An 18,874-nucleotide genomic window follows, 5' to 3' on the forward strand; every position below is an offset into this window, starting at 1 on the left:
CAGGCCTGTCCTAGGCGGCTCATACCGTGGTTCACATGAGCCAAGAGATCACCCCATTCCGCATCGAAATCCCGCAGCAGCAGCTCGATGACCTGCGCAATCGTCTCGAGAATGCGCGCTGGCCCGCACCGCTGCCCGGCGACGGCTGGGACATCGGCGTGCCGACCGCCTGGCTGCGCGACCTGGTCGACTACTGGTGCACCGGCTACGACTGGCGCGCCGCCGAGGCCCAGCTCAACGCCTATCCGCAATTCACCACCGAAATCGACGGACAGCGCATCCACTTCCTGCACATCCGCTCGCCCGAGCCCGATGCCCTGCCGCTGCTGATGACGCACGGCTGGCCAGGTTCGGTCGTCGAATTCCTCGACGTGATCGGACCGCTCACCGACCCGCGCACGCACGGCGGCGATCCCGCCGACGCCTTCCACCTGGTCATTCCATCGCTACCGGGCTTCGGCTTCTCCGGCCCCGTCGCCGAGTCGGGCTGGACCAGCGCGAAGATCGGCGACACCTGGGCCCAACTCATGCGTCGCCTCGGCTACGAGCGCTATGGCACACAGGGCGGTGATATCGGTGCCGCGGTGAGTCCGGAGGTGGCCCGGAGCGCACCGAAAAATGTGGTGGGCGTCCACACCAACGGCGGCCCGGATCCGATTGCGACCCATCAGCTCTCCGAGGACGAGCTGGCCAGCCTGACCGATCTCGAACGCGACCGGATCGATCGCATCCAGGCATTCCTGCGCGAGGAAACCGGCTATATCGCGATTCAATCCACCCGCCCGCAGACCCTGGCCTACGGACTGGTCGATTCGCCGATCGGCCAGCTCGCCTGGATCATGGACAAATTCCGGGAATGGACCTATCCGCGAAACGTCGACCCGGACAAGATCATCGACCGCGACCGCCTGCTGACCAATGTGATGCTGTATTGGCTCAACGGGACCGCGGGTTCGGCCGCATTCGTCGGCTACGCGCAGCGCGCCGGGTGGGGTACGAACAAATCGATTTCCGGAGTGCCCACCGCGGCCATCGTTTTCGCCCAGGACGTCGGCATTCGGCGCTATTGCGAGACCCAGCACACCATGACCCGCTGGGTCGATGTGGATCGCGGCGGACATTTCGCCGCGCTGGAGGAGCCGGTGCTGCTGCTGGAAGACATTCGCGAGTTCTTCCGCGACCTGCGCTGAAAACGCCTGTTCCGGCATGTCGCGGCCGGAACAGGCCCACAATCAATGGCAGCAGGATGGTGGCAACGCAGGGGTGAGCGCCATGAGTGAGCCGAGAAGGATTACTCAGGAATATCGGGAAGAGTTCTGGCGGCGCTGCGGCTGGTCACCCGATCTGCCCGAGGGCGAGAGACGCCATATCGAGGAAATCTGGGATGACGAGTCCATCGATATGGCGGAGCTGTTCGGCTGGTAGCGCACGCTCAGGCGGTGAGTTCACCTGCCTGCCGCCAGGAGTCGCGTTCGGCGGCGAAGGCCGCGGTCTGTACCGCGCGGAATTCGTCGATGGATTCGGCGTTGTCGGAGAGGAACTTCCGATAGTCGGCGAGTGCGAACCAGCCGTCCTCGGCCCGCACCTCCACCTTGCCCGCCGCGAAATCGGCACGCAGGTCGAGGAGTTCACCGGCTTCGACCGGATACCAGTGGATTCGGTCGAAATACCGCAGCAGCCAGGGGGATTCGCCACTCACGTTGCCGGGGTGACGGTGGTTCCAGACTTGTGTTGTGCGGCCGACGAATTGGTAACCGCCGGGACCCTCCATCCCGTAGATGCACAGGTACGCGCCGCCGATGCCGACAGCATTTTCCGGGGTCCATGTGCGGGCCGGGTTGTACTTCGTGGTGACCAGTCGGTGCCGCGGATCGGTCGGGGTCGCGACCGGTGCGCCGAGATAGACATCGCCGAGACCGAGGACCAGGTATTCGGCCCCGAAGACGGTGTCGTAGACGTCCTGCACCGAAGCCAATCCGTTCACGCGCCGGATGAATTCGATATTCCACGGACACCAGGGCGCGTCCGCGCGCACACCGTGCATATAGCGGGTAATCGCCTCCCTCGTGGTCGGATCGTCCCAGGACAGCGGCAGATGTACGGTGCGGCTCGGTACCACGAGCCGGTCGGACGCGGGGATGTGCTGTTCGGCCTCGGCGAGCAGATCGAGCAGCGTGGACACCGGCATGACCGTCGGATCGACTCGGATCTGTAGCGAACGGACACCCGGTGTCAGTTCCGTCACGCCGCGCACACCGGCCTCGAGCAGGTGCTGATGCAGCGCGTGCACGCGGGCGCGCAGACCGAGGTCCAATGTCATGCTGCCGTATTCGACCAGGACGCCGTCATCTCCCTGACGGCGGTAGGTCACCCCGGTCTCGGCGTCGACATCGGTGCGGCGCAGTACACCGTCATCGCCATCGCCGCCGGGGGAGAGTACGGCGGGCCAGGCGGCGCGTCGGGCCGGACCGAGTTCTCGAACCGAGGCGGCGCGTTCGCTGCGGATCGGGACGAAGCGCACGGTGTCGCCGGGGGCGAGTTGGCCGAGTTTCCATCGGTCGGCGGCGACCACCGTGACCGGGCAGACGAAGCCACCGAGGCTGGGTCCGTCGGGGCCCAGCAGGATGGGTGTATCGCCGGTGAAGTCCAGTGCCCCAACGGAATACGGCGTGTCATGGATATTGGACGGGTGCAGTCCGGCCTCGCCGCCATCGGTTCTGGCCCATTCGGGTTTCGGTCCGATCAGCCGCACGCCGGTGCGATCGGAATTGAAATGCACCTCGTAGTCGGTACTGATAATGGTGTCGAAGTCCTTGCGGGTGAAGAACTCCGGTGCGCCGTGCGGGCCTTCGGTCACCGCCAATTCCCATCGGCGGGACAGGACCGGCTGCTCCTCCATCGGCACCGCGGCCGCCACCCACCCCTGATGCGGGCCGAGCGACAGCATTTCACCGGCACGCAACGTATTGCCCGCGCTGCCGCCGAATTTGCCGAGCGTGAATGTCGCTGTGCTACCAAGATATTCGGGCAACTGAATACCGCCCGCGATCAGCACATAGCAGCGCATGCCCGGTCCGCGCACCGCACCGATATCGAGCGTTGCGCCCGCCGGAACTCGCACCGTGCGCCACTGCTGGACGTGGATTCCGTTCACGGTGACATCGGTCGGTGCGCCGGTGACGCATACCCAGGTCGGCGCGGAAAACTTCAGCGCGGGACCGCCGAGTGTGCACTCGAGGCCAGCGGCGCCCTCGGGGTTGCCCAGTACGCGGTTGCCTAGTCGGAACGACAGATCGTCCATGGGTCCCGAAGGCGGAACTCCGACGTGCCAATACCCGATTCGTCCCGGCCAATCCTGCACCGTGGTGAGCATTCCCGGCCGTACCACCTGCGCAGTCTGCTGTGAACCTTCGGCGTGCGTGCCGTCGGCGGCTCGCGCGACTTCGCTGTATTCAACCGCTAGGTCGGCGACGGTCATCGGCTCACCACCATCCGCACGGGCGTGGGATCGAATCCGTTGCAGGGGTTATTGATCTGCGGGCAATTCGACACCAGGATCAACGTGTCGATCTCGGCGCGCAGTGTGACGCTCTTTCCCGGAGCCGACAATCCGTCGACAATCCCGAGGGTGCCATCGGCCTCGACCGGGACATTCATGAACCAGTTGATATTCGACACCAGATCACGCTTGCCCAAGCCCCATTTCAGCGCCTCGGTGAGGAAGTTCTCCACACAGGCGTGCTGGTGGCGGGTGTGCTGGCCGTAGCGCAGCGTATTGGACTCCTGGGAGCAGGCGCCCGCGATGGTGTCGTGGTTGGCGACCTCGTCGGCGAGCACGGTCATGAGTGCGGTGCCCGCATCGGTGCGCAGCACACTGCCGGTGCCGAGGAAGATATTGCGCTGTGCGGTGATGGTGGCCTGCGCGCTGTAGCGGTCGGTGTGGTCGGCGGCGGAGTAGAGCAGGCAGTCCACCGCCTGATTGCCGTGCAGATCGACAATCTCGAGGTGGTCGCCCGCGCGGACCACGGTCGACCATGGTGCGCATGCGGGCACGGTTTCGTCGAGCACGATGGTGCGGGTCGGTGCCGAGGTCATGCTCCTACCTCCAGAGTCGCGGCCGCCCAGGCCTGTTCGGTGTTCTCGACGGCTCGCAGATATTCCGGTTCCGAATTGTGCTGCTCGGCAAGCTCTTCCGGCGCGGACCAGGCGACCAGATCGAGATCGGTCACGGGTCGGTCATCGAGCGGGTGCGCGGCATCGGCGACGAGCAGCACCACTGGAAGATGGATGAGCAGGTCGATCGAGGAGCCCGCGGCCGCGCTGCCGATGGCGGTCAGCGCACCATCGGATTCGACACGGACACCGCGGAAGAAGGACACGGTCGGCGCGATATCCCGTGGCTCGAGTCCCTGCTTCGCGCCCGCGAGCCGCAGCAGCGCACGGCCTTCGGGCGTCGGGCCGCACAGGGCGTCATGTCGCCCAGAAGTGTCGGCGACGATCGTGGCCAGCACCCGGCCCTGATCGGAGAGCAGCGGATGTCCGGTACTGGGATAGGCCTGCCACGGCACCTTCACGGTGTCGGCGACATTGAGCCGCTCCCATGGTGCGTCGGCGCGAAGGAGCAAAACGTGCGCGCACGCGGCACCGTCGACATCACGCAATCGAACCCTTGTTCCCCGACCGAGTACGACATTCGCATACCCGCCAGCCGGAATACGCTGTGCAAAGGCGATCTTCGCCGCCGCCACGCCGTCGGGCAGCTGCGGCCCCACAATCTCGGCGGCGGCCGCTTGTGAGCGGGCGTGCGCCCGTGCCCCAGTGGTGGAGGCGGTGCTGGTCATTTATGTTCCTTTCGAGGTGATCGGTTGTTGGTGGCGGGCGGGTCTCCGCTGTGGCTGGTGGGTGCTTTCTGGGTAGGGGTGCCGGTGCTGCGCGGTCGGGCGTGGCGCAGTGCGCGGTGCGCGGCGGTTCGCCCCACCGCCGCGTACCGTCCTGGGCCGGACGTGCGGCGGCCTCTTCGGCCTTGCGCTGTGTCGGTCAGGCGGGTTGGACTGCGGGTTCGAGGCTTTCGGTCTTCAGCCCCGCGTTGACGATGCGGTGCACGACAACTCCGACGGCGACTACGCACAGCACGAAAAGCGGTGCGGCCCAGAGCATCCACCACCCACCACCGGTCGGTGTGTACACCTCGGCGCGCGGCCAGGCTAGATTCACCGCCATCGCTACGCCCCAGACGACGGCGAGTGCGTTGATCGGAATTCCGAAGCGGCCCAGGCGGAACAGCCCGGTATCGTCGCTGTCCCAGCCCCGGATCCGCCGCACCAGCAGCGGCACGGTGACCAGCAGATATGCCAGGTAGAGCGTCACGATGCAGACGCTGGCCAGGGTGGCGAAGATCGCCGCATTGCCGAGATTGAGTACCAGCAGGCCGATACCGAGCACGCCGATGATCACGGCGGGCAGCACCGGCGTGCCGAAGCGCGGATGCACCACGGCCAGGCGACGGGCGAAGGGCAACTTGCCGTCTCGTGCCATCGAGAACATCAGCCGCGAACCAGCGGTCTGAATTGCCAAGGTGCACACCATGATCGCCACCGCGACACAACCGAGCAGCACCGTGCCCGCCGGGCTGTCCAGCTTTGCGGTGAGCACATAGGCCAGGCCCTGCGAGCCCAACGAACCGTCATCCAGACTCGGCGCCGCCATCAGCGCACCCAGCAGTAGCAGTCCACCGCCGAGTGCGGAGACAGCGAGCGCGGTCAGAATGGTGCGCGGCGCGACCCGGCGCGGATTCTTGGTTTCCTCGGAAAGCTCTCCGGCCGAATCGAATCCGACCATCACATAGGCGGCCATCAGACCCGAGACGAGGAACGCCGCCCAATACGGTCCGGGTGCGGCCTGCTCGGTATGCAGCACCACGCCCGGCCCGCGCTCGGTGTGGGTGAAGAACAACGCGATGATCGCCAGCACGCCGATGATCTCTACCGTGACGCCGATCGAATTGATCCGCGCCATCAGATCGATGCCGATCACATTGATCACCGTGGTGAGCACCAGCAGGATGCTGCCGAGCAGTACCGCATTGGTGGCGCCGGAGGTCGAGGTGAGCGCGGCGTCGTCGCCGATGATCTGGAATCCGCTCCAGATCGATGGCAGTACCACCTGCAGCGCGATCGCCGCGGCAGCGGCAGTCACGATCTGTGCGATGACCATCATCCACCCGGCGAACCAGCCGACGACCTCGCCGCCGAGCCGACGCGACCACTGGTAGATACAGCCCGAAATCGGGTAGCGCGCGGCCAGTTCGGCGAAGTTCAGCGCAACCAGGAACTGTCCGACGAACACGATCGGCCAAGTCCAGAAAAATGCGGCTCCACCGAACGAATAACCGAAGCCGAAGAACTGGAAGATCGTGGTGAGGATCGAGACGAAGGAGAATCCGGCCGCGAATGAGGCGTAGCGGCCGAGCTTGCGGTGTAGCACCGGCTGATAGCCGAAGCCTGCCAGGTCGGCATTGTCCTGGTCGGCGGGCGGTGCGAGGGCGGGGGCGGGGGAATCGACTCTGGTGGCCATGGGGTTTCCTTCGCGAGCGGCCAATACCTATCGCATGACAGTTTTGCGTTCGCGATCGCGGTTTCGGTGTCCCTGGTGTATCGCTTCCGGGAACGCCGGTAACTTCTGCGTTGCCTTGATTTCTATCGAGTGACAGAAAACTCACACCGGGGCGTTCACGCTGGAAACATCAGACCGGTCTGATCGCTATGGCGACGGTCGGCCGCGTCGGAGGCGGTGTCAGAATGACGTCGTGGCAAATCTCGGTCCCGGCCGTCCCCGTCTCGACCAGCGTCCCCGGCGCGGTCGGACGCCACGCGCCGAGATCCTCGACGCCGCCGGAGAGCTGTTCACCACCAATGGCTATGCCAATACCTCGACGCGTGCCGTCGCCGATGCGGTCGGTATCCGGCAGGCCTCGCTCTACCACCACTTCGCCGCCAAGGACGACATCCTCGACGCGCTGCTCGCCGAAACCATCGCGGGCCCCTTGGATCTCGCCGAACGTCTACGCGAGGTTTCGGAGCCAGCGCACACCCGGTTATACGCGCTGGCCCGGTTCGACGTGCGCCAGCTGTGCGCATCGCACTGGAATCTCGGTGCGCTGTACCTACTTCCGGAATTGCGCACCGAACGCTTCGCCGCCTTTCGCCTGCGCCGCGACGAATTACGCAGGCACTACGAAACTTTGGCTGCCGCAGTCGCCGCTGAGGCGGGCGTGCCGGGGGCCGAGGCCCTGCCGTTCCGGCTGGTGGAGACGGTGATCAACATCCGCTCGGACGAGGGCAGCGCACCCGCCCACGCCGAACACACCATCCCCGACGCGATCATGCGCATGCTCGGATGGCGCGGTGATCTGGACAGCCTCCGTGCCGACGCGACCGCACTCCTGCGGCGTGCGGCCTGAAGCGCTTGCGCGCGGCGACTCTATCCTTTGCCGCGGGTGGCTTGGAATTCGAAGCCCCAGTTGTAGATGCGTGCGATTTCACGGACGCCGCCACCGGGATGCCCAGAGGGCGGCCTGATGAAGGTGCCGTCACGACGAACGATGAACTCGCCATTGACATTTTCGATATGGGCGAGGATCACATCGCGCGAATTGTCCTGGCAGCCACTGATGATCATCTCGATCGGCGGCGAGTTCAGCGGATACAACGTGGCGGTGGACTGCACGCCCTGGAAATTGTTCGCCCCTTCATAGATCGAGGCGAAGACCAGAATCCGGCGGAACTGCGCGGTGTAGTCGAGATTGATATCCAGATTCTCCCCGGTCGTGCTGCTGCCGGTCCGGTCGTCCTGGTCGAGCCGAATGAACGGCGGGCGATCCAGCGCGCCGAACGAACGGTCCAGGGCGCGAACGGATCCGATCCGCCCGTCGGCCAGTTCGAAGAAGCAGCACAGATCGAGATCGAGGGCATTGGCGCGCTTGCGACCGAACAGACCACCGCCACCGGTCTGCGCGGTGACCCAATTCAGGTTGACCCGCATGGTGCCGGAGGTGGCACCGTGTTTGGTCAGCGAGACCGTCGGCGCTTCCTTCGTCAGCGAAACCTTGCTGAGGTTCACCGGCGCGCCGGGAGCGGCGGTAGGCGGGCTGGACGCGGTCGGCGGCGTATAAGGCTGCGGCGGTTGATTCGGCGGGGGCGGTGGCTGATTCGGCGGCGCATAGGGCTGCGGCGTTTGGTTCGGTGGATAGGGGTTCTGCGACGTCGGGCTCGCCGGATACGGCTGCCCCTGATTCGGCGGATACCCGGGCGGTGCCGCAGGCGGATACAGCGCGGGTTCCCCGAATTGCTGCGGGGCGGGCGGTGTCCCGAATTGCTGCGGGGCGGGCGGTGCCCCGAATTGCTGCGGGCCGGGCGGCGGCGCGAACTGCTGTGGGCCGGGCGGCGGCGCGAACTGCTGTGGGCCGGGCGGCGGCGCGAACTGCTGCGACGCAGGTGGCGGCGTTTGCTGCTGCGGTGTGGGTGGTGTGTGGTGCTGCCGCGGTGTATGCGGCTGTGCGGGCGGCGTATAAGCAGCCGGTTGCGGCTGCGCCGCAGGAGCCTGCCCAGCCCCCGCATCATCAACCGAAATCCCGAAATCCGTAGCCAGCCCGGCCAATCCGGTCGCATACCCCTGACCAACCGCCCGGAACTTCCACGCCCCCTGCCGTCGATACAACTCCCCGAGCACGAACGCGGTCTCGGAAGTCGCCCCCGTGCTGTCGAACCGCGCCGCCTCCGCGCCGCTCACCGCATCGAGCACCCGCACATACAGCCCATGGAACTGCCCGAACGTGCCACCATCCGCGGATGCCGCGATGACAATCGTGTCGATCTGCGCTTCGACCTGCGCCAGATTCACCGACAAGGTATCGATGACCGTCGCTCCCGGTCGCTTACCTTCGTGCCGCACCGCGCCGGACGGATGAGTCGGCTGGTTATAGAAGACGAAGTCGTTGTCCGAGCGCACCTTCCCGGACACGAGTAACAGCGCGGAGGCATCCGCATCCGGAACCCCTTGACCTGACTGCCACCCCAGCTCGACGCGGACTGAAGACATCGGCACCGCGACATTGGCGCCCTTCATCATCGACACATCTGCCAAGGTATACGACCTGAGCGCGCCCTGTCTCGGTCACCGCGCGCCCGGGCTGTCAGCGGGTGGGCGGCGCGATCTGCCAATGTTGTTGCAGCGCACCGGCGATCTCCGGCAGCACTGTCACCGGTACGCGCTTGCGCCGCAGCATGGCCCGAATCTCGTTGACCTGCTCGCGTTTGCGCATGTCGTACGCCCCGGCGACCGGTCGTCGCACCGGTGGGATGGACAGCAGCACGAGTTCGCCGTGCCGCTCGTCGCCGCCGATCAGATCCAGCGCCAGCGACCAGCGGGCCCGCTCGTCGAGTGCGAACCGTCCGGCCACCACCCGCTCCCAGTCGATACTGGATTCCCGCCACGGCGTGCGCTGATAGATCGCCCCCTCGGTGAGCACGACGACATCGCGCCCGAACAGCGCGACAAGCAATGCGATTCCGGCCACCGCACCGGCCAGCAGACCGGTGAAGACCCGGTTGACCCCGAATCCCGCCACGATCGCAGCGCATACCAGCACGGTGATCGCGATTCCGAGCATCCCGTACAGCATCGCCCGCCGCGTCGGCACCACACCCGCGCGCACCATCGTCATCTCGACCTCCTGCATACCGCACCCCAACCTAGTCGGTCGGTTTACTGCTGGCTTCCCGATGCGGGTGGGTCCGGTATCAGGACGACAGCGCGACGGCCGCCTCGCCGGTGTAGACGAGGAACTGCAGACTCTGCTGGAAGTACAGCTGCACCGATTGCGCATCGTGGGTCTGATAGCCGATGGACAGGTCCTGGCCCAGCTGCAGATCGAAATCGCCGCCACGCGTGGTCAGCACGAACGCGCCGTCGATGGCCGGAGCCCAGATGATCTCGCCCTCCGGGATGAGTCGTTCGATATGGGTGCGGATCGGGTGGCCATGATCGGAGGTCTCGCTGACCGCCGTATACAGGTCCGCGCTCAACAGCACCGAATACGGCCCGTCGACACCGGCCAACCGCAATGCGCTCAGCGCTTGGGCGACGGCCTCCGGCACCAGTCGCGGATCGCTCGGCAGTGTGATCGGGGAATTCGACGAACTCGCCCGGATACCGGTGATATTCGCGGCCTGATAGCCCTCGAAGATGGCCCGGTCCTCGGCGAAGGCGATCTTGCGCGCCGCCTCCTTGACCGCGTCCAGATCGGTGTCCTGCGCGCCGCGCTCGACATCGTCGAGTTCCTCGCGCGACAACGTGAACGGCACCCGCAACTCGACCAGCGGCGCGACCACCCGTTGCCGGGCCTGCACACCCTCATCCGGTGCGGTGATGACGGTGGTGCGGCCGAGGCCGACCGCGGAGTAGTCGGTGCCGTGCGGTCCGGACAGATCGACCACCCGGCGACCGGCGATATGACGTTTGAAGGTGCGCGTCGCCTCTTGCTCGATGGCGGTCCATGCCTCGGCGGTGATCGGCGCGAGTTCGCGATGGAGGTTGTTCATGATTGCATGCTCCTTTTCAACGTGCCGATACCCAGAGAACCGTTACTGCCAACACCATTCGGCGATAAAGATTCCTCGAGCGCTGTCGCGGCGACCTCGGGTGCGTCGGGGAGGTCGTCGAAGAAGTCCAGTGACGGTGCGAAGAACAGCGTGCCGGTCACCGCGATGGAGAAGTCCAGGATCCGGTCATAGGCAGCATCCTCCGTTCCGATGAACATCCGGGACAGCATGGTTTCGGTGACGCTCGGCGTGGCCGCGTAGGCGACGTAATAGGTGCCGAATTCGCCGTCCTTGATGCTGCCGAAAGGCATATTGGCGCGCAGGATCTTTCGCTCGTTGCCCTCGTCGTCGGTGACGGTGTTCACCGCGACATGCGAATTCGCGGGTTTATCCGCATCGGAGAGCTCGAAATCGTCGAGCTTGGTGCGTCCGATCACCCGCTCCTGCTCCTCGACCGACAGCGCCCGCCACTGCGCCATGGTGTGCAGATACTTCTGCACGACGACATAGCTGCCGCCCGCGAAGTCCGGATCCTCGTCCCCGACGAACGCCGTGCTGACGGCCGCGGCGCCCTCCGGATTCTCCGTGCCGTCCACGAAGCCGAGCAGATCGCGCTGCTCGAAATACCGGAATCCGACGGTCTGATCGACGATGGTGACCGCGCCGTCGAGCCGGTCGGCGATGGTCATCGCCAATTCGAAGCAGGCGTCCTGGAATTCGGACTTGATGTGGAACAGCAGATCGCCCGGCGTGCTCGGGGCGCTGTGGTGCTGGCCGACGAATTCGGGCAGCACATGCAGTTCGGCCGGTCGCGGGCCCGCGAAAAGGCGATCCCAGGCGTCGGAACCGATCGATGCGACGCAGGTGAGTCCGGCGCCGGGCAGCCGAAAACCGACCGAACGACGTAACCCGGGAAGATCGGCGAGCAGGTCGCGCACCGCCGCCTCGCCACCCTCGTCGATCGTGGCGACGAGGAAGATCGCGGCTGGTGTGAGCGGTTCGAGGATCGGCTGCGGCTCACCCATGCGCTCCACCCTAGAGGGCGGCACCGACAATCCGGCCGAGCGGGGCGCCCCGTCCGCTACGACTTGGCGACCGTCAACAGGAATGCGACGTCGTCGACGGCCTTGACGCTATGCCGCGCCTTGGGCACGACCAGCAGGTCTCCGGCCGATCCCTTCCATTCGTTGGCGCCGCTGATCAAGGTGAGTGTGCCGCTGAGCACCAGCAGGGTGGATTCGCCCGCATTGTCGTGTTCGGCCAGGCTCTGGCCCGCCGACAGACCGACCACGGTCTGCCGCAGCGCATTGGCATGACCGCCGTAGATGGTTTGCGAACTGCGCCCGCTCGTGGCGGTGCTGGCCAACTTGAGCTGTTGGCGCGCGACCGCAGTCAGCGATTTCTTGTCCATAGACCACCTTCCGCAGATGCAATCAGCCGGATCAGGGCTGGTGACACGGGCTGATATCGAGGAGTATGCCCGACCGACGGGTGACGTGTGTCCGGTTTGGTCGCCGCGACGGTATGCGGCGTGTTCGCCGCCGGTCGGTGCGTGAACCGTGTTGCGCGGTCCCGAATGCGTGATGCGGAAGATTTGCCGATTGGTGGCTTACTTACGGGTGTAGCGACGAATCCGGAAGCGCAGGCCCGACTTCGACTCGTGCCACGGCTCGGTGTCGTCGGCATGCCATTCGGCGGCGATGGCGGGTGCATAAGCGTCACCGTCGACCACGGTGTCCACCTCGGTGACGAGCAGGTCGGTCGCGAAATCCATAGCGGCTCGATAGATTTCGCCGCCGCCGATGATCCAGACGTCCTCCGGTGCCGTCACGGCGAGCGCGTCGGACAGCGATGCCGCGCGTTCGGCGCCCACGCCCGACCAGTCGGGCTGTCGGGTGACCACGATATTGCGGCGACCGTCGAGCGGGCGGAATCTGGGCGGCAGGGAATCCCAGGTACGACGGCCCATGATGACCGGATGACCCATGGTGACGGCCTTGAAATTCGCCATGTCCTCGGGCACGCGCCAGGGGATGGTGTTCTCCAAGCCGATCACGCCGTCCGGAGTCTGCGCCCAGATCAGCCCGATGGTGCGGTCCGGCCTACGCGATGGCGCATTCATACCGCAACCGGCGCCTTGATCGCCGGATGGTGTTGGTAGCCGACCACTTCCACATCTTCGTAGGCGTAATCGAACAGCGTCGGCGCGGGCCGCAGTTTCAATGTGGGGAAGGGATAGGGCTGCCTGCTCAGCTGCTCGGTGACCTGCTCGAGGTGGTTGTCGTAGATATGGCAATCGCCGCCGGTCCAGATGAAATCACCGGGTTCCAGCTCGGTCTGCTGGGCGACCATGTGCGTGAGCAGGGCATAGCTGGCGATATTGAACGGCACGCCGAGGAACAGGTCCGCACTGCGCTGGTAGAGCTGGCATGACAGCTTGCCGTCGGCCACATAGAACTGGAAGAACGCGTGGCACGGCGCCAAAGCCATCTTGTCGAGGTCGGCCACATTCCAGGCCGAGACGATGATGCGCCGGGAATCCGGATTGGTGCGCAGGGTGTGCAGCACCTCGGCGATCTGGTCGATGTGGGTGCCGTTGGGGGTGGGCCATGATCGCCACTGCACGCCGTAGACCGGGCCGAGTTCGCCGTGCCGATCCGCCCATTCATCCCAGATGGTGACGCCGTGTTCGTGTAGCCAGGCCACATTCGAATCGCCGCGCAGGAACCACAGCAATTCGTAGATGATCGACTTCAGATGCACCTTTTTGGTGGTGATCAGTGGAAAGCCCGCGCCGAGGTCGTAGCGCAGCTGATGGCCGAAGATGCTGCGGGTGCCGGTGCCGGTGCGATCCGCCTTGGCGGTACCGGACTCCAGGACCAGTCGCAATAGGTCCTCGTACTGGGTATCAGCATTGTTGGCCACGCCTGGCGAGCTTACCCATGTCCTGCCTGGCAAGCTCGAGCCATGCGCAAGCTCTACGTGATCGGCATCGGTGCCGGGGATCCGGATCAGGTGACGGTCCAGGCGATCAAGGCAATGCGGCAGGTAGAGGTGTTTTTCATGATCGGCAAGGGGGCCGAGAAGCAGGAGTTGGTCGACGTGCGCACGTCGATCCTGACCGAACACCTCGATCACCCCTACCGCATCGTGGAGATCGCCGATCCGCCGCGCGAGCGGGATCCCGCCGATTATCGCGGCGTTGTCGAGGATTGGCACGATCGCCGTTCGGCCCTGCTGGCGGATGCGTTCGCGCAGGTCGATGGGGTCGGTGGCATTCTCGTCTGGGGTGATCCGTCGCTCTACGACAGCACGCTGCGCATGATCGAACGGGTGCTGGATCGCGGTGCCGAGAGCTTCGATTACGAGGTGATTCCGGGGGTCACCAGCGCGCAGGCCTTGGCGGCTCGGCACCGGATGGTGCTGCATCGCATCGGCGAGCCGGTGCACATCACCACCGGGCGGCGACTGCGCGAAGACGGGCTCAGCGGCTCGACACTGGTGATGCTGGACGGTGACTGTTCGTTCACGGAAGTGCCCGGCGATGACGTGCACATCTGGTGGGGCGCGTATCTGGGGATGCCCGACGAGACGTTGATCGAGGGGCCGCTGCGTGCGGTCGAGCAGGAGATCGTCGAGCGGCGCACTCGGTTGCGCGCCGAAAAGGGTTGGATCTTCGACGTTTATCTCCTGCGCCCGGGTTCCTGAAGCGAGACCGCCTTCACGGTGGCAAGGACAGGTGTTGTTTCCAAGTTGTGGATGGCATCGAACGCGCCGAGACCCTGGGTGAGGTAGTCGTGCAGGGCCTCGGTATCAGAGCACAAGGCCTGGGCGACAAGGTTTGTCGGGCCGGTGGTGGCGGCGACGAAGGCCAACTCGTCGTGCTCGGCGAGCGCGGTCGCGACCCGGTCGAGCTGCGATGGTGCCACCGACATCCACAGCAGCGCTTGGGTTGTGGCGCCGAAGTGCGCGGCATCGAGTTCGACATCGAAGAATATCGCCTGTGCCGCTTGTAGTTCCGTGAGTCGTCGGGTGACGGTGGCTTGAGACCAGCCGGTCGCGGCGGCGAGTTGGGCCAAGGTCGCTCGGCCGTCCTTTTGCAGGGCGCGCAGCAGCGCGGCATCGGTGTCGGCGAGGTCACGACGGGGTGCTCGGTGCCTCGCGGTCGCGGTGCCGCCGCCGGATCCGCTGACTGGTCCCGTGGTCGGCTCCAGTTGTTTTCGCTGGTGTTCGTTCAGTGCGGTGATGTGGCCGCGCCATGCGGTCGGTCCGCCGAGGTAGGTGTGCAGAACATAGTGCGCGGAGACGGCGGTGATGCCCGCGGCCCGGGGAAGGTCGCGCAGCAATATCGAGCGGGACGCGTCACCGCGCGGAATATTCACTACCAGAAGGATTTCCGTGCCGCCGGAGAGGAGTTTGACCCATGACGTGTCGGGACGGCGCGCCAGTGAGTTCGCGAGGTTCTGGCCACTGGCCGTCGTGGTGGTGAGGCGCACGAGCCACTGGGTGTGTCCGGCGTGGGTCGGATCGGGGAGGCCGACCACGCGCAGTCCGGCCGTGGCGCGCAGGCGTTGGTAGCGGCGGGTGACGGTTTGCGTCGAGACATCCAGGACCGCCGCGATCTTGCGGAACGGTGCACGGCCGTCGATGTGCAAGCCATGGATCAGGCCGCGGTCTACGTCATCGAGCATGGAAACATCTTTCATATTCGCCATGAATATGGAAATTATCTGCTGATCTTCGACGGTTGATGGTGCATTTCGCCGTGCCTGCCGAAGGTGGACTTCGCCCCGGGCCGCTCGGCCCGGCGAATCGAAGGAGAAGTCGATGATCCTGGTGACGGGAGCGACCGGCACGGTAGGCCGCGAGTTGGTCGGTCAGTTGGTGGCGCAAGGTGTTCCGATCCGGGCGGTGACGCGGCGGCCCGAGCTCGCCGGACTGCCCGACGGTATCGAGGTGGTGCGGGCGGACCTGGGTGATCCGGACACCCTCACGGATGCGATGCGTGGTGTCGATCGCGTGTTCCTGTTGTCCAGTGGACCCGAAATCCCCACGCACGACGCGAATCTCGCGCAGGCGGCGGCCCATGCTGGCGTGGCGCACATCGTCAAGTTGTCATCCGGACGCACCGGTGACGACACCGCGACCGATCCGATACCCACCTGGCATCGTGCCGGAGAACAGGCGGTCCGGGACAGCGGAGTCCCATGGACGATGCTGCGCCCCTTGGGTTTCATGGCAAATGCGCTGCACTGGGCCGGTTCGATTCGCGATCACGGCGCGGTCTACGCCCCTTTCGGCCAGGGCCGCATCGCCGTGATCGACCCGCACGACATCGCCGCCGTCGCCGCGACAGCACTCACCACCGAAGGCCATGAGGGCGAGATCTACACGTTGAGCGGCCCACAGCCGCTATCCCCCGGCGAGCAGACCGACATCCTCGCCGACGTCCTTGGCCGCCCACTGCGGTACGTCGAAGTGGAACCCGCCGCCGCTCGCCAGTCGATCATCGACCACGGAGTTCCCGACGAGATGGCCGACGCGATCATGGCCCTGCGCGCCACCGCCCTGGAGGCGTTCACCTCGGTCGTACACCCCACCGTCGAGCGCCTCACCGCAATCCCACCCCGCCCCTTCCACACCTGGGCCGAAAACCACCGCACCCACTTCACCTCCGCAGCCGTCGCCTAGCACTCGCTCTTGCGCGTCCGAGCGCCCCTGCATCACGCGCCGATCCTCATTGCCTGCTCGCTGCGCCGCCGAGCGACCGGCGATCAAGATCAGGTGGAATCCATGGCGGCATCGCCCGAGAAGGCCCGCCACCGGTTCCACCTGATCTTGGTCCGCCCGTGTGCGTGAACTGCGTGGATGTCGGTGGGGCCGGGTAGCCTGAGGATCGTGCCCGAGCTACCGGAAGTGGAGGCGTTGGCGCAGTTCCTGCGGGAGCACGCGGTCGGCGCCGTGGTGGGGCGTGTCGATGTGGCGGCCTTGAGTGCGGTCAAGACGTTCGATCCGCCGGTTACGGCGCTGTCCGGGCGTGATGTGACCGGGGCTGGGCGGTGGGGGAAATTCCTGGGGATGGAGTGCGACGGGCTCTGGTTGATCACCCATCTGTCGCGCGGCGGATGGTTGCGGTGGATCGATGAGCCGAGTCAGACACCGCCGAAACCGGGCGGCAAGAGCCCGCTCGCGCTGCGGGTTCATTTCTTCACGCCCGAGGGCATGACCCCCGCATTCGACCTGACCGAGGCGGGCACCAAGAAACGGCTCGCGGTGTACATCGTCGACGATCCGAAACTCGTCCCCGGCATCGCGCGCCTCGGCCCGGACGCACTCGAGGTGACCGAGGAACAATTCGGCGAGATCATGCACGGCGCGTCGCAACGCATCAAGACCGCGATCGTCGACCAGTCCCTGCTGGCCGGAATCGGCAATGCCTACTCCGACGAGATCCTGCACACCGCCAAGATCTCGCCCTTCGCCAATACCAAAACCATGTCGGCGGAGACCATTTCGGTGCTGTACGACGCCATGCGCTCGGTGCTCACGGACGCCGTGCAGCGCTCGGTCGGCCAGGCCGCCGCCCGCCTCAAGGGCGAAAAGCGTTCCGGCATGCGGGTACACGCCCGCACCGGCCTGCCGTGCCCGGTCTGCGGCGACACCGTCCGCGAGGTCTCCTACGCCGAGCGCTCGTTCCAGTACTGCCCGACCTGCCAGACCGGCGGAAAGGTACTCGCCGACCGCCGCATGTCCCGACTGCTGAAGTAGGTCAGATCAAGGTCGGTACCCGGATTCCTTGCCAGGCAATGCGTTTGGCCTTGTCCGGATCGTTCTCCAACCGGGTGATCTCATCGATGATCAGCGTGGTGCGCCGGTCCTCGGTATAGGCGGGCCAGGAGGGGAGTGGTCGCCCGGTCCGCGCGAATGCCAGCCAATTGTCCTGGAACTGGCGGGTAACCGCCAGCAGCCCACGCCGCCCGCCCGCCGCGGTGAAGGTCCGGCCGATCGGCGAATTGGCCGCACCGAAGACCGGGATCAGCTCCGTGGCATGGGTCGCGCCGATTCCGGCGAGACGCAATGCGCGCGGGGCGAAGTCGTAACGGTAGGAATAGGTCGGTGCGTAGCGACTATGCCCCGCCGCGACGGTGACCGATGGTCGCCAGAACACGTAATCACCACCGGCACGAACGGCGGCCTTCGCATCCGGATAGCCGGGGTAGGCCGCGATGATGCGGGATTCGAGTTCCGCGCCACCGTCTCGGGTGAGCAGGGCATGCAGGCGTCCCGGGGTGGTCGGCAGTTCGTCGGCGAACTTCGCGAACAATGTGCCCTCATCGCGATTGGTGCCGATGATGAGCGGAACCTTGTGTGCGGCACCGCTGGTGATCGCATCGATCGGTGACTGCGGTAGGTAGTCGCCGTCCACGACCGGCGCGATCGGGAACAGTCCGGGACGCTCCCGCAGCACCTTATTGCTGGTCTTGTCGACCGCGTGCCGAATGTCATTGGCACCGGCAGTGATCAGTGCCTTGGCCGCGGTATCGGGTGTGGCGCCGAGCGCGTCGATACATCGGCGGGCGAAGGCGCGACCGTCCTCGGCACTCATACCCCAATCGGCGGGCGGGCTCTGGGCGATGCCGCGATGGAACAGTCCCTTTGCCGCGGGTGTGGCCAGTAGCGTGAGTACCGCATGGGCACCGGCGGATTCACCGAAGATGGTGACATTGTCGGGGTCTCCGCCGAATGCAGCGATATTGCGCTGCACCCATTCCAGTGCCGCGACCTGATCACGCAGTCCGAGGTTGCTGTCGAAAGGTCGTTCGGGCGTGCTGAATTCACTGAAATCGACATAGCCGAACGCGCCGAGCCGGTAGTTCAGCGACACCACGATCACGTCGCCGCCGACCACTAGTCGCGCACCGGAATACAGACCGAGTGCCGACGTGCCGATCAGATATCCGCCGCCGTGAATGAATACCAGTACCGGCCGGGGTTTCGACGAGGGTTCGATCGGTGCGACGACATTGAGTGTCAGTGCGTCTTCACTGGTCGGCTGATACCGGCGCGGCCCGATCCTGGCACCGGACCGATGCTGCATTGCGGCGAACCCGAATGCGGTTGCCTCGCGCACCCCGGTCCACGGCGCCACCGGCTCCGGTGCGCGAAATCGCAGATCGCCGACCGGTGGTGCGGCATAGGGTAGGGAACGCCAGCGCAGCACACGACGGCCGCGGTAACCGCGGACAACTCCGTCGGCGGTCGTGATATCGGACATC

The 18,874-nt window shown here is 65.8% G+C and carries 19 protein-coding genes; 6 read left to right on the plus strand and 13 right to left on the minus strand.

From position 1 onward, the window contains the following. Positions 1 to 35: 35 nt before the first annotated feature. Positions 36 to 1,190, plus strand: a complete 1,155-nt coding sequence (locus NA5_RS34905; protein WP_062993303.1) for an epoxide hydrolase family protein — start codon at positions 36 to 38, stop codon at positions 1,188 to 1,190. An 82-nt stretch (positions 1,191 to 1,272) separates the two neighbouring features. Beyond that, positions 1,273 to 1,425 (plus strand): hypothetical protein, encoded by a 153-nt coding sequence (locus NA5_RS41540; RefSeq protein WP_169811408.1) that lies wholly within the window; start codon positions 1,273 to 1,275, stop codon positions 1,423 to 1,425. A 7-nt stretch (positions 1,426 to 1,432) separates the two neighbouring features. On the opposite strand, the gene NA5_RS34915 is transcribed toward NA5_RS41540, so the two are convergent. From NA5_RS34915 to NA5_RS34930, 4 genes are all read right to left on the minus strand, one after another. After that, positions 1,433 to 3,478, minus strand: coding sequence for a 5-oxoprolinase/urea amidolyase family protein (locus NA5_RS34915; protein ID WP_084484656.1), 2,046 nt, complete (start codon positions 3,476 to 3,478; stop codon positions 1,433 to 1,435). Next, positions 3,475 to 4,095: an urea amidolyase associated protein UAAP2 gene (locus NA5_RS34920; RefSeq protein ID WP_062993305.1), complete on the minus strand. Its 621-nt coding sequence runs from the start codon at positions 4,093 to 4,095 to the stop codon at positions 3,475 to 3,477. Before NA5_RS34920 ends, NA5_RS34915 begins: the two co-directional genes overlap by 4 nt. Further along, positions 4,092 to 4,841: a DUF1989 domain-containing protein gene (locus NA5_RS34925; protein ID WP_062993306.1), complete on the minus strand. Its 750-nt coding sequence runs from the start codon at positions 4,839 to 4,841 to the stop codon at positions 4,092 to 4,094. The genes NA5_RS34920 and NA5_RS34925 overlap by 4 nt, the downstream gene beginning before the upstream one ends. A 196-nt stretch (positions 4,842 to 5,037) precedes the next feature. Further along, complete coding sequence (locus NA5_RS34930; protein ID WP_062993307.1) at positions 5,038 to 6,573, minus strand: amino acid permease; 1,536 nt, start codon at positions 6,571 to 6,573, stop codon at positions 5,038 to 5,040. 232 nt (positions 6,574 to 6,805) lie between these two features. On the opposite strand from NA5_RS34930, the gene NA5_RS34935 reads away from it, so the two are divergent. Then, positions 6,806 to 7,459: a TetR/AcrR family transcriptional regulator gene (locus tag NA5_RS34935; protein ID WP_062993308.1), complete on the plus strand. Its 654-nt coding sequence runs from the start codon at positions 6,806 to 6,808 to the stop codon at positions 7,457 to 7,459. Positions 7,460 to 7,479: 20 nt separating this feature from the next. On the opposite strand, the gene NA5_RS34940 is transcribed toward NA5_RS34935, so the two are convergent. The 7 genes from NA5_RS34940 to NA5_RS34970 all read right to left on the minus strand — a co-directional run bounded on the left by NA5_RS34940 (position 7,480) and on the right by NA5_RS34970 (position 13,523). Beyond that, positions 7,480 to 9,126 (minus strand): TerD family protein, encoded by a 1,647-nt coding sequence (locus tag NA5_RS34940; protein ID WP_062993309.1) that lies wholly within the window; start codon positions 9,124 to 9,126, stop codon positions 7,480 to 7,482. Between the two features lie 64 nt (positions 9,127 to 9,190). After that, entirely contained in the window at positions 9,191 to 9,721 is a 531-nt protein-coding gene (locus NA5_RS34945; RefSeq protein ID WP_062993329.1) for a hypothetical protein, read from the minus strand. Between the two features lie 76 nt (positions 9,722 to 9,797). Further along, on the minus strand, positions 9,798 to 10,598 hold the full coding sequence (locus NA5_RS34950) for a family 1 encapsulin nanocompartment shell protein (RefSeq protein ID WP_062993310.1): 801 nt from the start codon (positions 10,596 to 10,598) through the stop codon (positions 9,798 to 9,800). Beyond that, complete coding sequence (locus NA5_RS34955) at positions 10,595 to 11,623, minus strand: Dyp-type peroxidase (RefSeq protein WP_062993311.1); 1,029 nt, start codon at positions 11,621 to 11,623, stop codon at positions 10,595 to 10,597. The genes NA5_RS34950 and NA5_RS34955 overlap by 4 nt, the downstream gene beginning before the upstream one ends. A 56-nt stretch (positions 11,624 to 11,679) precedes the next feature. Beyond that, positions 11,680 to 12,009 (minus strand): cupin domain-containing protein, encoded by a 330-nt coding sequence (locus NA5_RS34960; protein WP_062993312.1) that lies wholly within the window; start codon positions 12,007 to 12,009, stop codon positions 11,680 to 11,682. A gap of 198 nt (positions 12,010 to 12,207) precedes the next feature. Next, the gene (locus tag NA5_RS34965) at positions 12,208 to 12,720 is read right to left on the minus strand and encodes a dihydrofolate reductase (protein ID WP_062993313.1); all 513 of its coding nucleotides are present in this window, start codon (positions 12,718 to 12,720) and stop codon (positions 12,208 to 12,210) included. Beyond that, positions 12,717 to 13,523, minus strand: coding sequence for a thymidylate synthase (locus tag NA5_RS34970; protein WP_062993314.1), 807 nt, complete (start codon positions 13,521 to 13,523; stop codon positions 12,717 to 12,719). The genes NA5_RS34965 and NA5_RS34970 overlap by 4 nt, the downstream gene beginning before the upstream one ends. A gap of 42 nt (positions 13,524 to 13,565) precedes the next feature. Between NA5_RS34970 and cobF the strand changes: the two genes are divergently transcribed. Beyond that, a complete protein-coding gene (cobF, locus tag NA5_RS34975) occupies positions 13,566 to 14,306 on the plus strand; it encodes a precorrin-6A synthase (deacetylating) (RefSeq protein WP_062993315.1) in 741 nt (246 codons plus the stop codon). On the opposite strand, the gene NA5_RS34980 is transcribed toward cobF, so the two are convergent. Next, positions 14,282 to 15,313 (minus strand): Lrp/AsnC family transcriptional regulator, encoded by a 1,032-nt coding sequence (locus NA5_RS34980; protein WP_245672571.1) that lies wholly within the window; start codon positions 15,311 to 15,313, stop codon positions 14,282 to 14,284. The genes cobF and NA5_RS34980 overlap by 25 nt on opposite strands. Positions 15,314 to 15,425: 112 nt before the next feature. Here NA5_RS34980 and NA5_RS34985 point away from each other — a divergent pair, with 112 nt between their 5' ends. After that, a complete protein-coding gene (locus NA5_RS34985) occupies positions 15,426 to 16,289 on the plus strand; it encodes an NAD(P)H-binding protein (RefSeq protein WP_062993316.1) in 864 nt (287 codons plus the stop codon). 207 nt (positions 16,290 to 16,496) lie between these two features. Continuing rightward, entirely contained in the window at positions 16,497 to 17,366 is an 870-nt protein-coding gene (locus NA5_RS34990; RefSeq protein WP_062993317.1) for an Fpg/Nei family DNA glycosylase, read from the plus strand. A gap of 1 nt (position 17,367) precedes the next feature. On the opposite strand, the gene NA5_RS34995 is transcribed toward NA5_RS34990, so the two are convergent. Next, positions 17,368 to 18,873, minus strand: a complete 1,506-nt coding sequence (locus tag NA5_RS34995) for a carboxylesterase/lipase family protein (RefSeq protein WP_062993318.1) — start codon at positions 18,871 to 18,873, stop codon at positions 17,368 to 17,370. Position 18,874: the final 1 nt, after the last annotated feature.

The organism is Nocardia anaemiae NBRC 100462 (genome assembly GCF_001612725.1).
Lineage (GTDB): Bacteria > Actinomycetota > Actinomycetes > Mycobacteriales > Mycobacteriaceae > Nocardia > Nocardia anaemiae.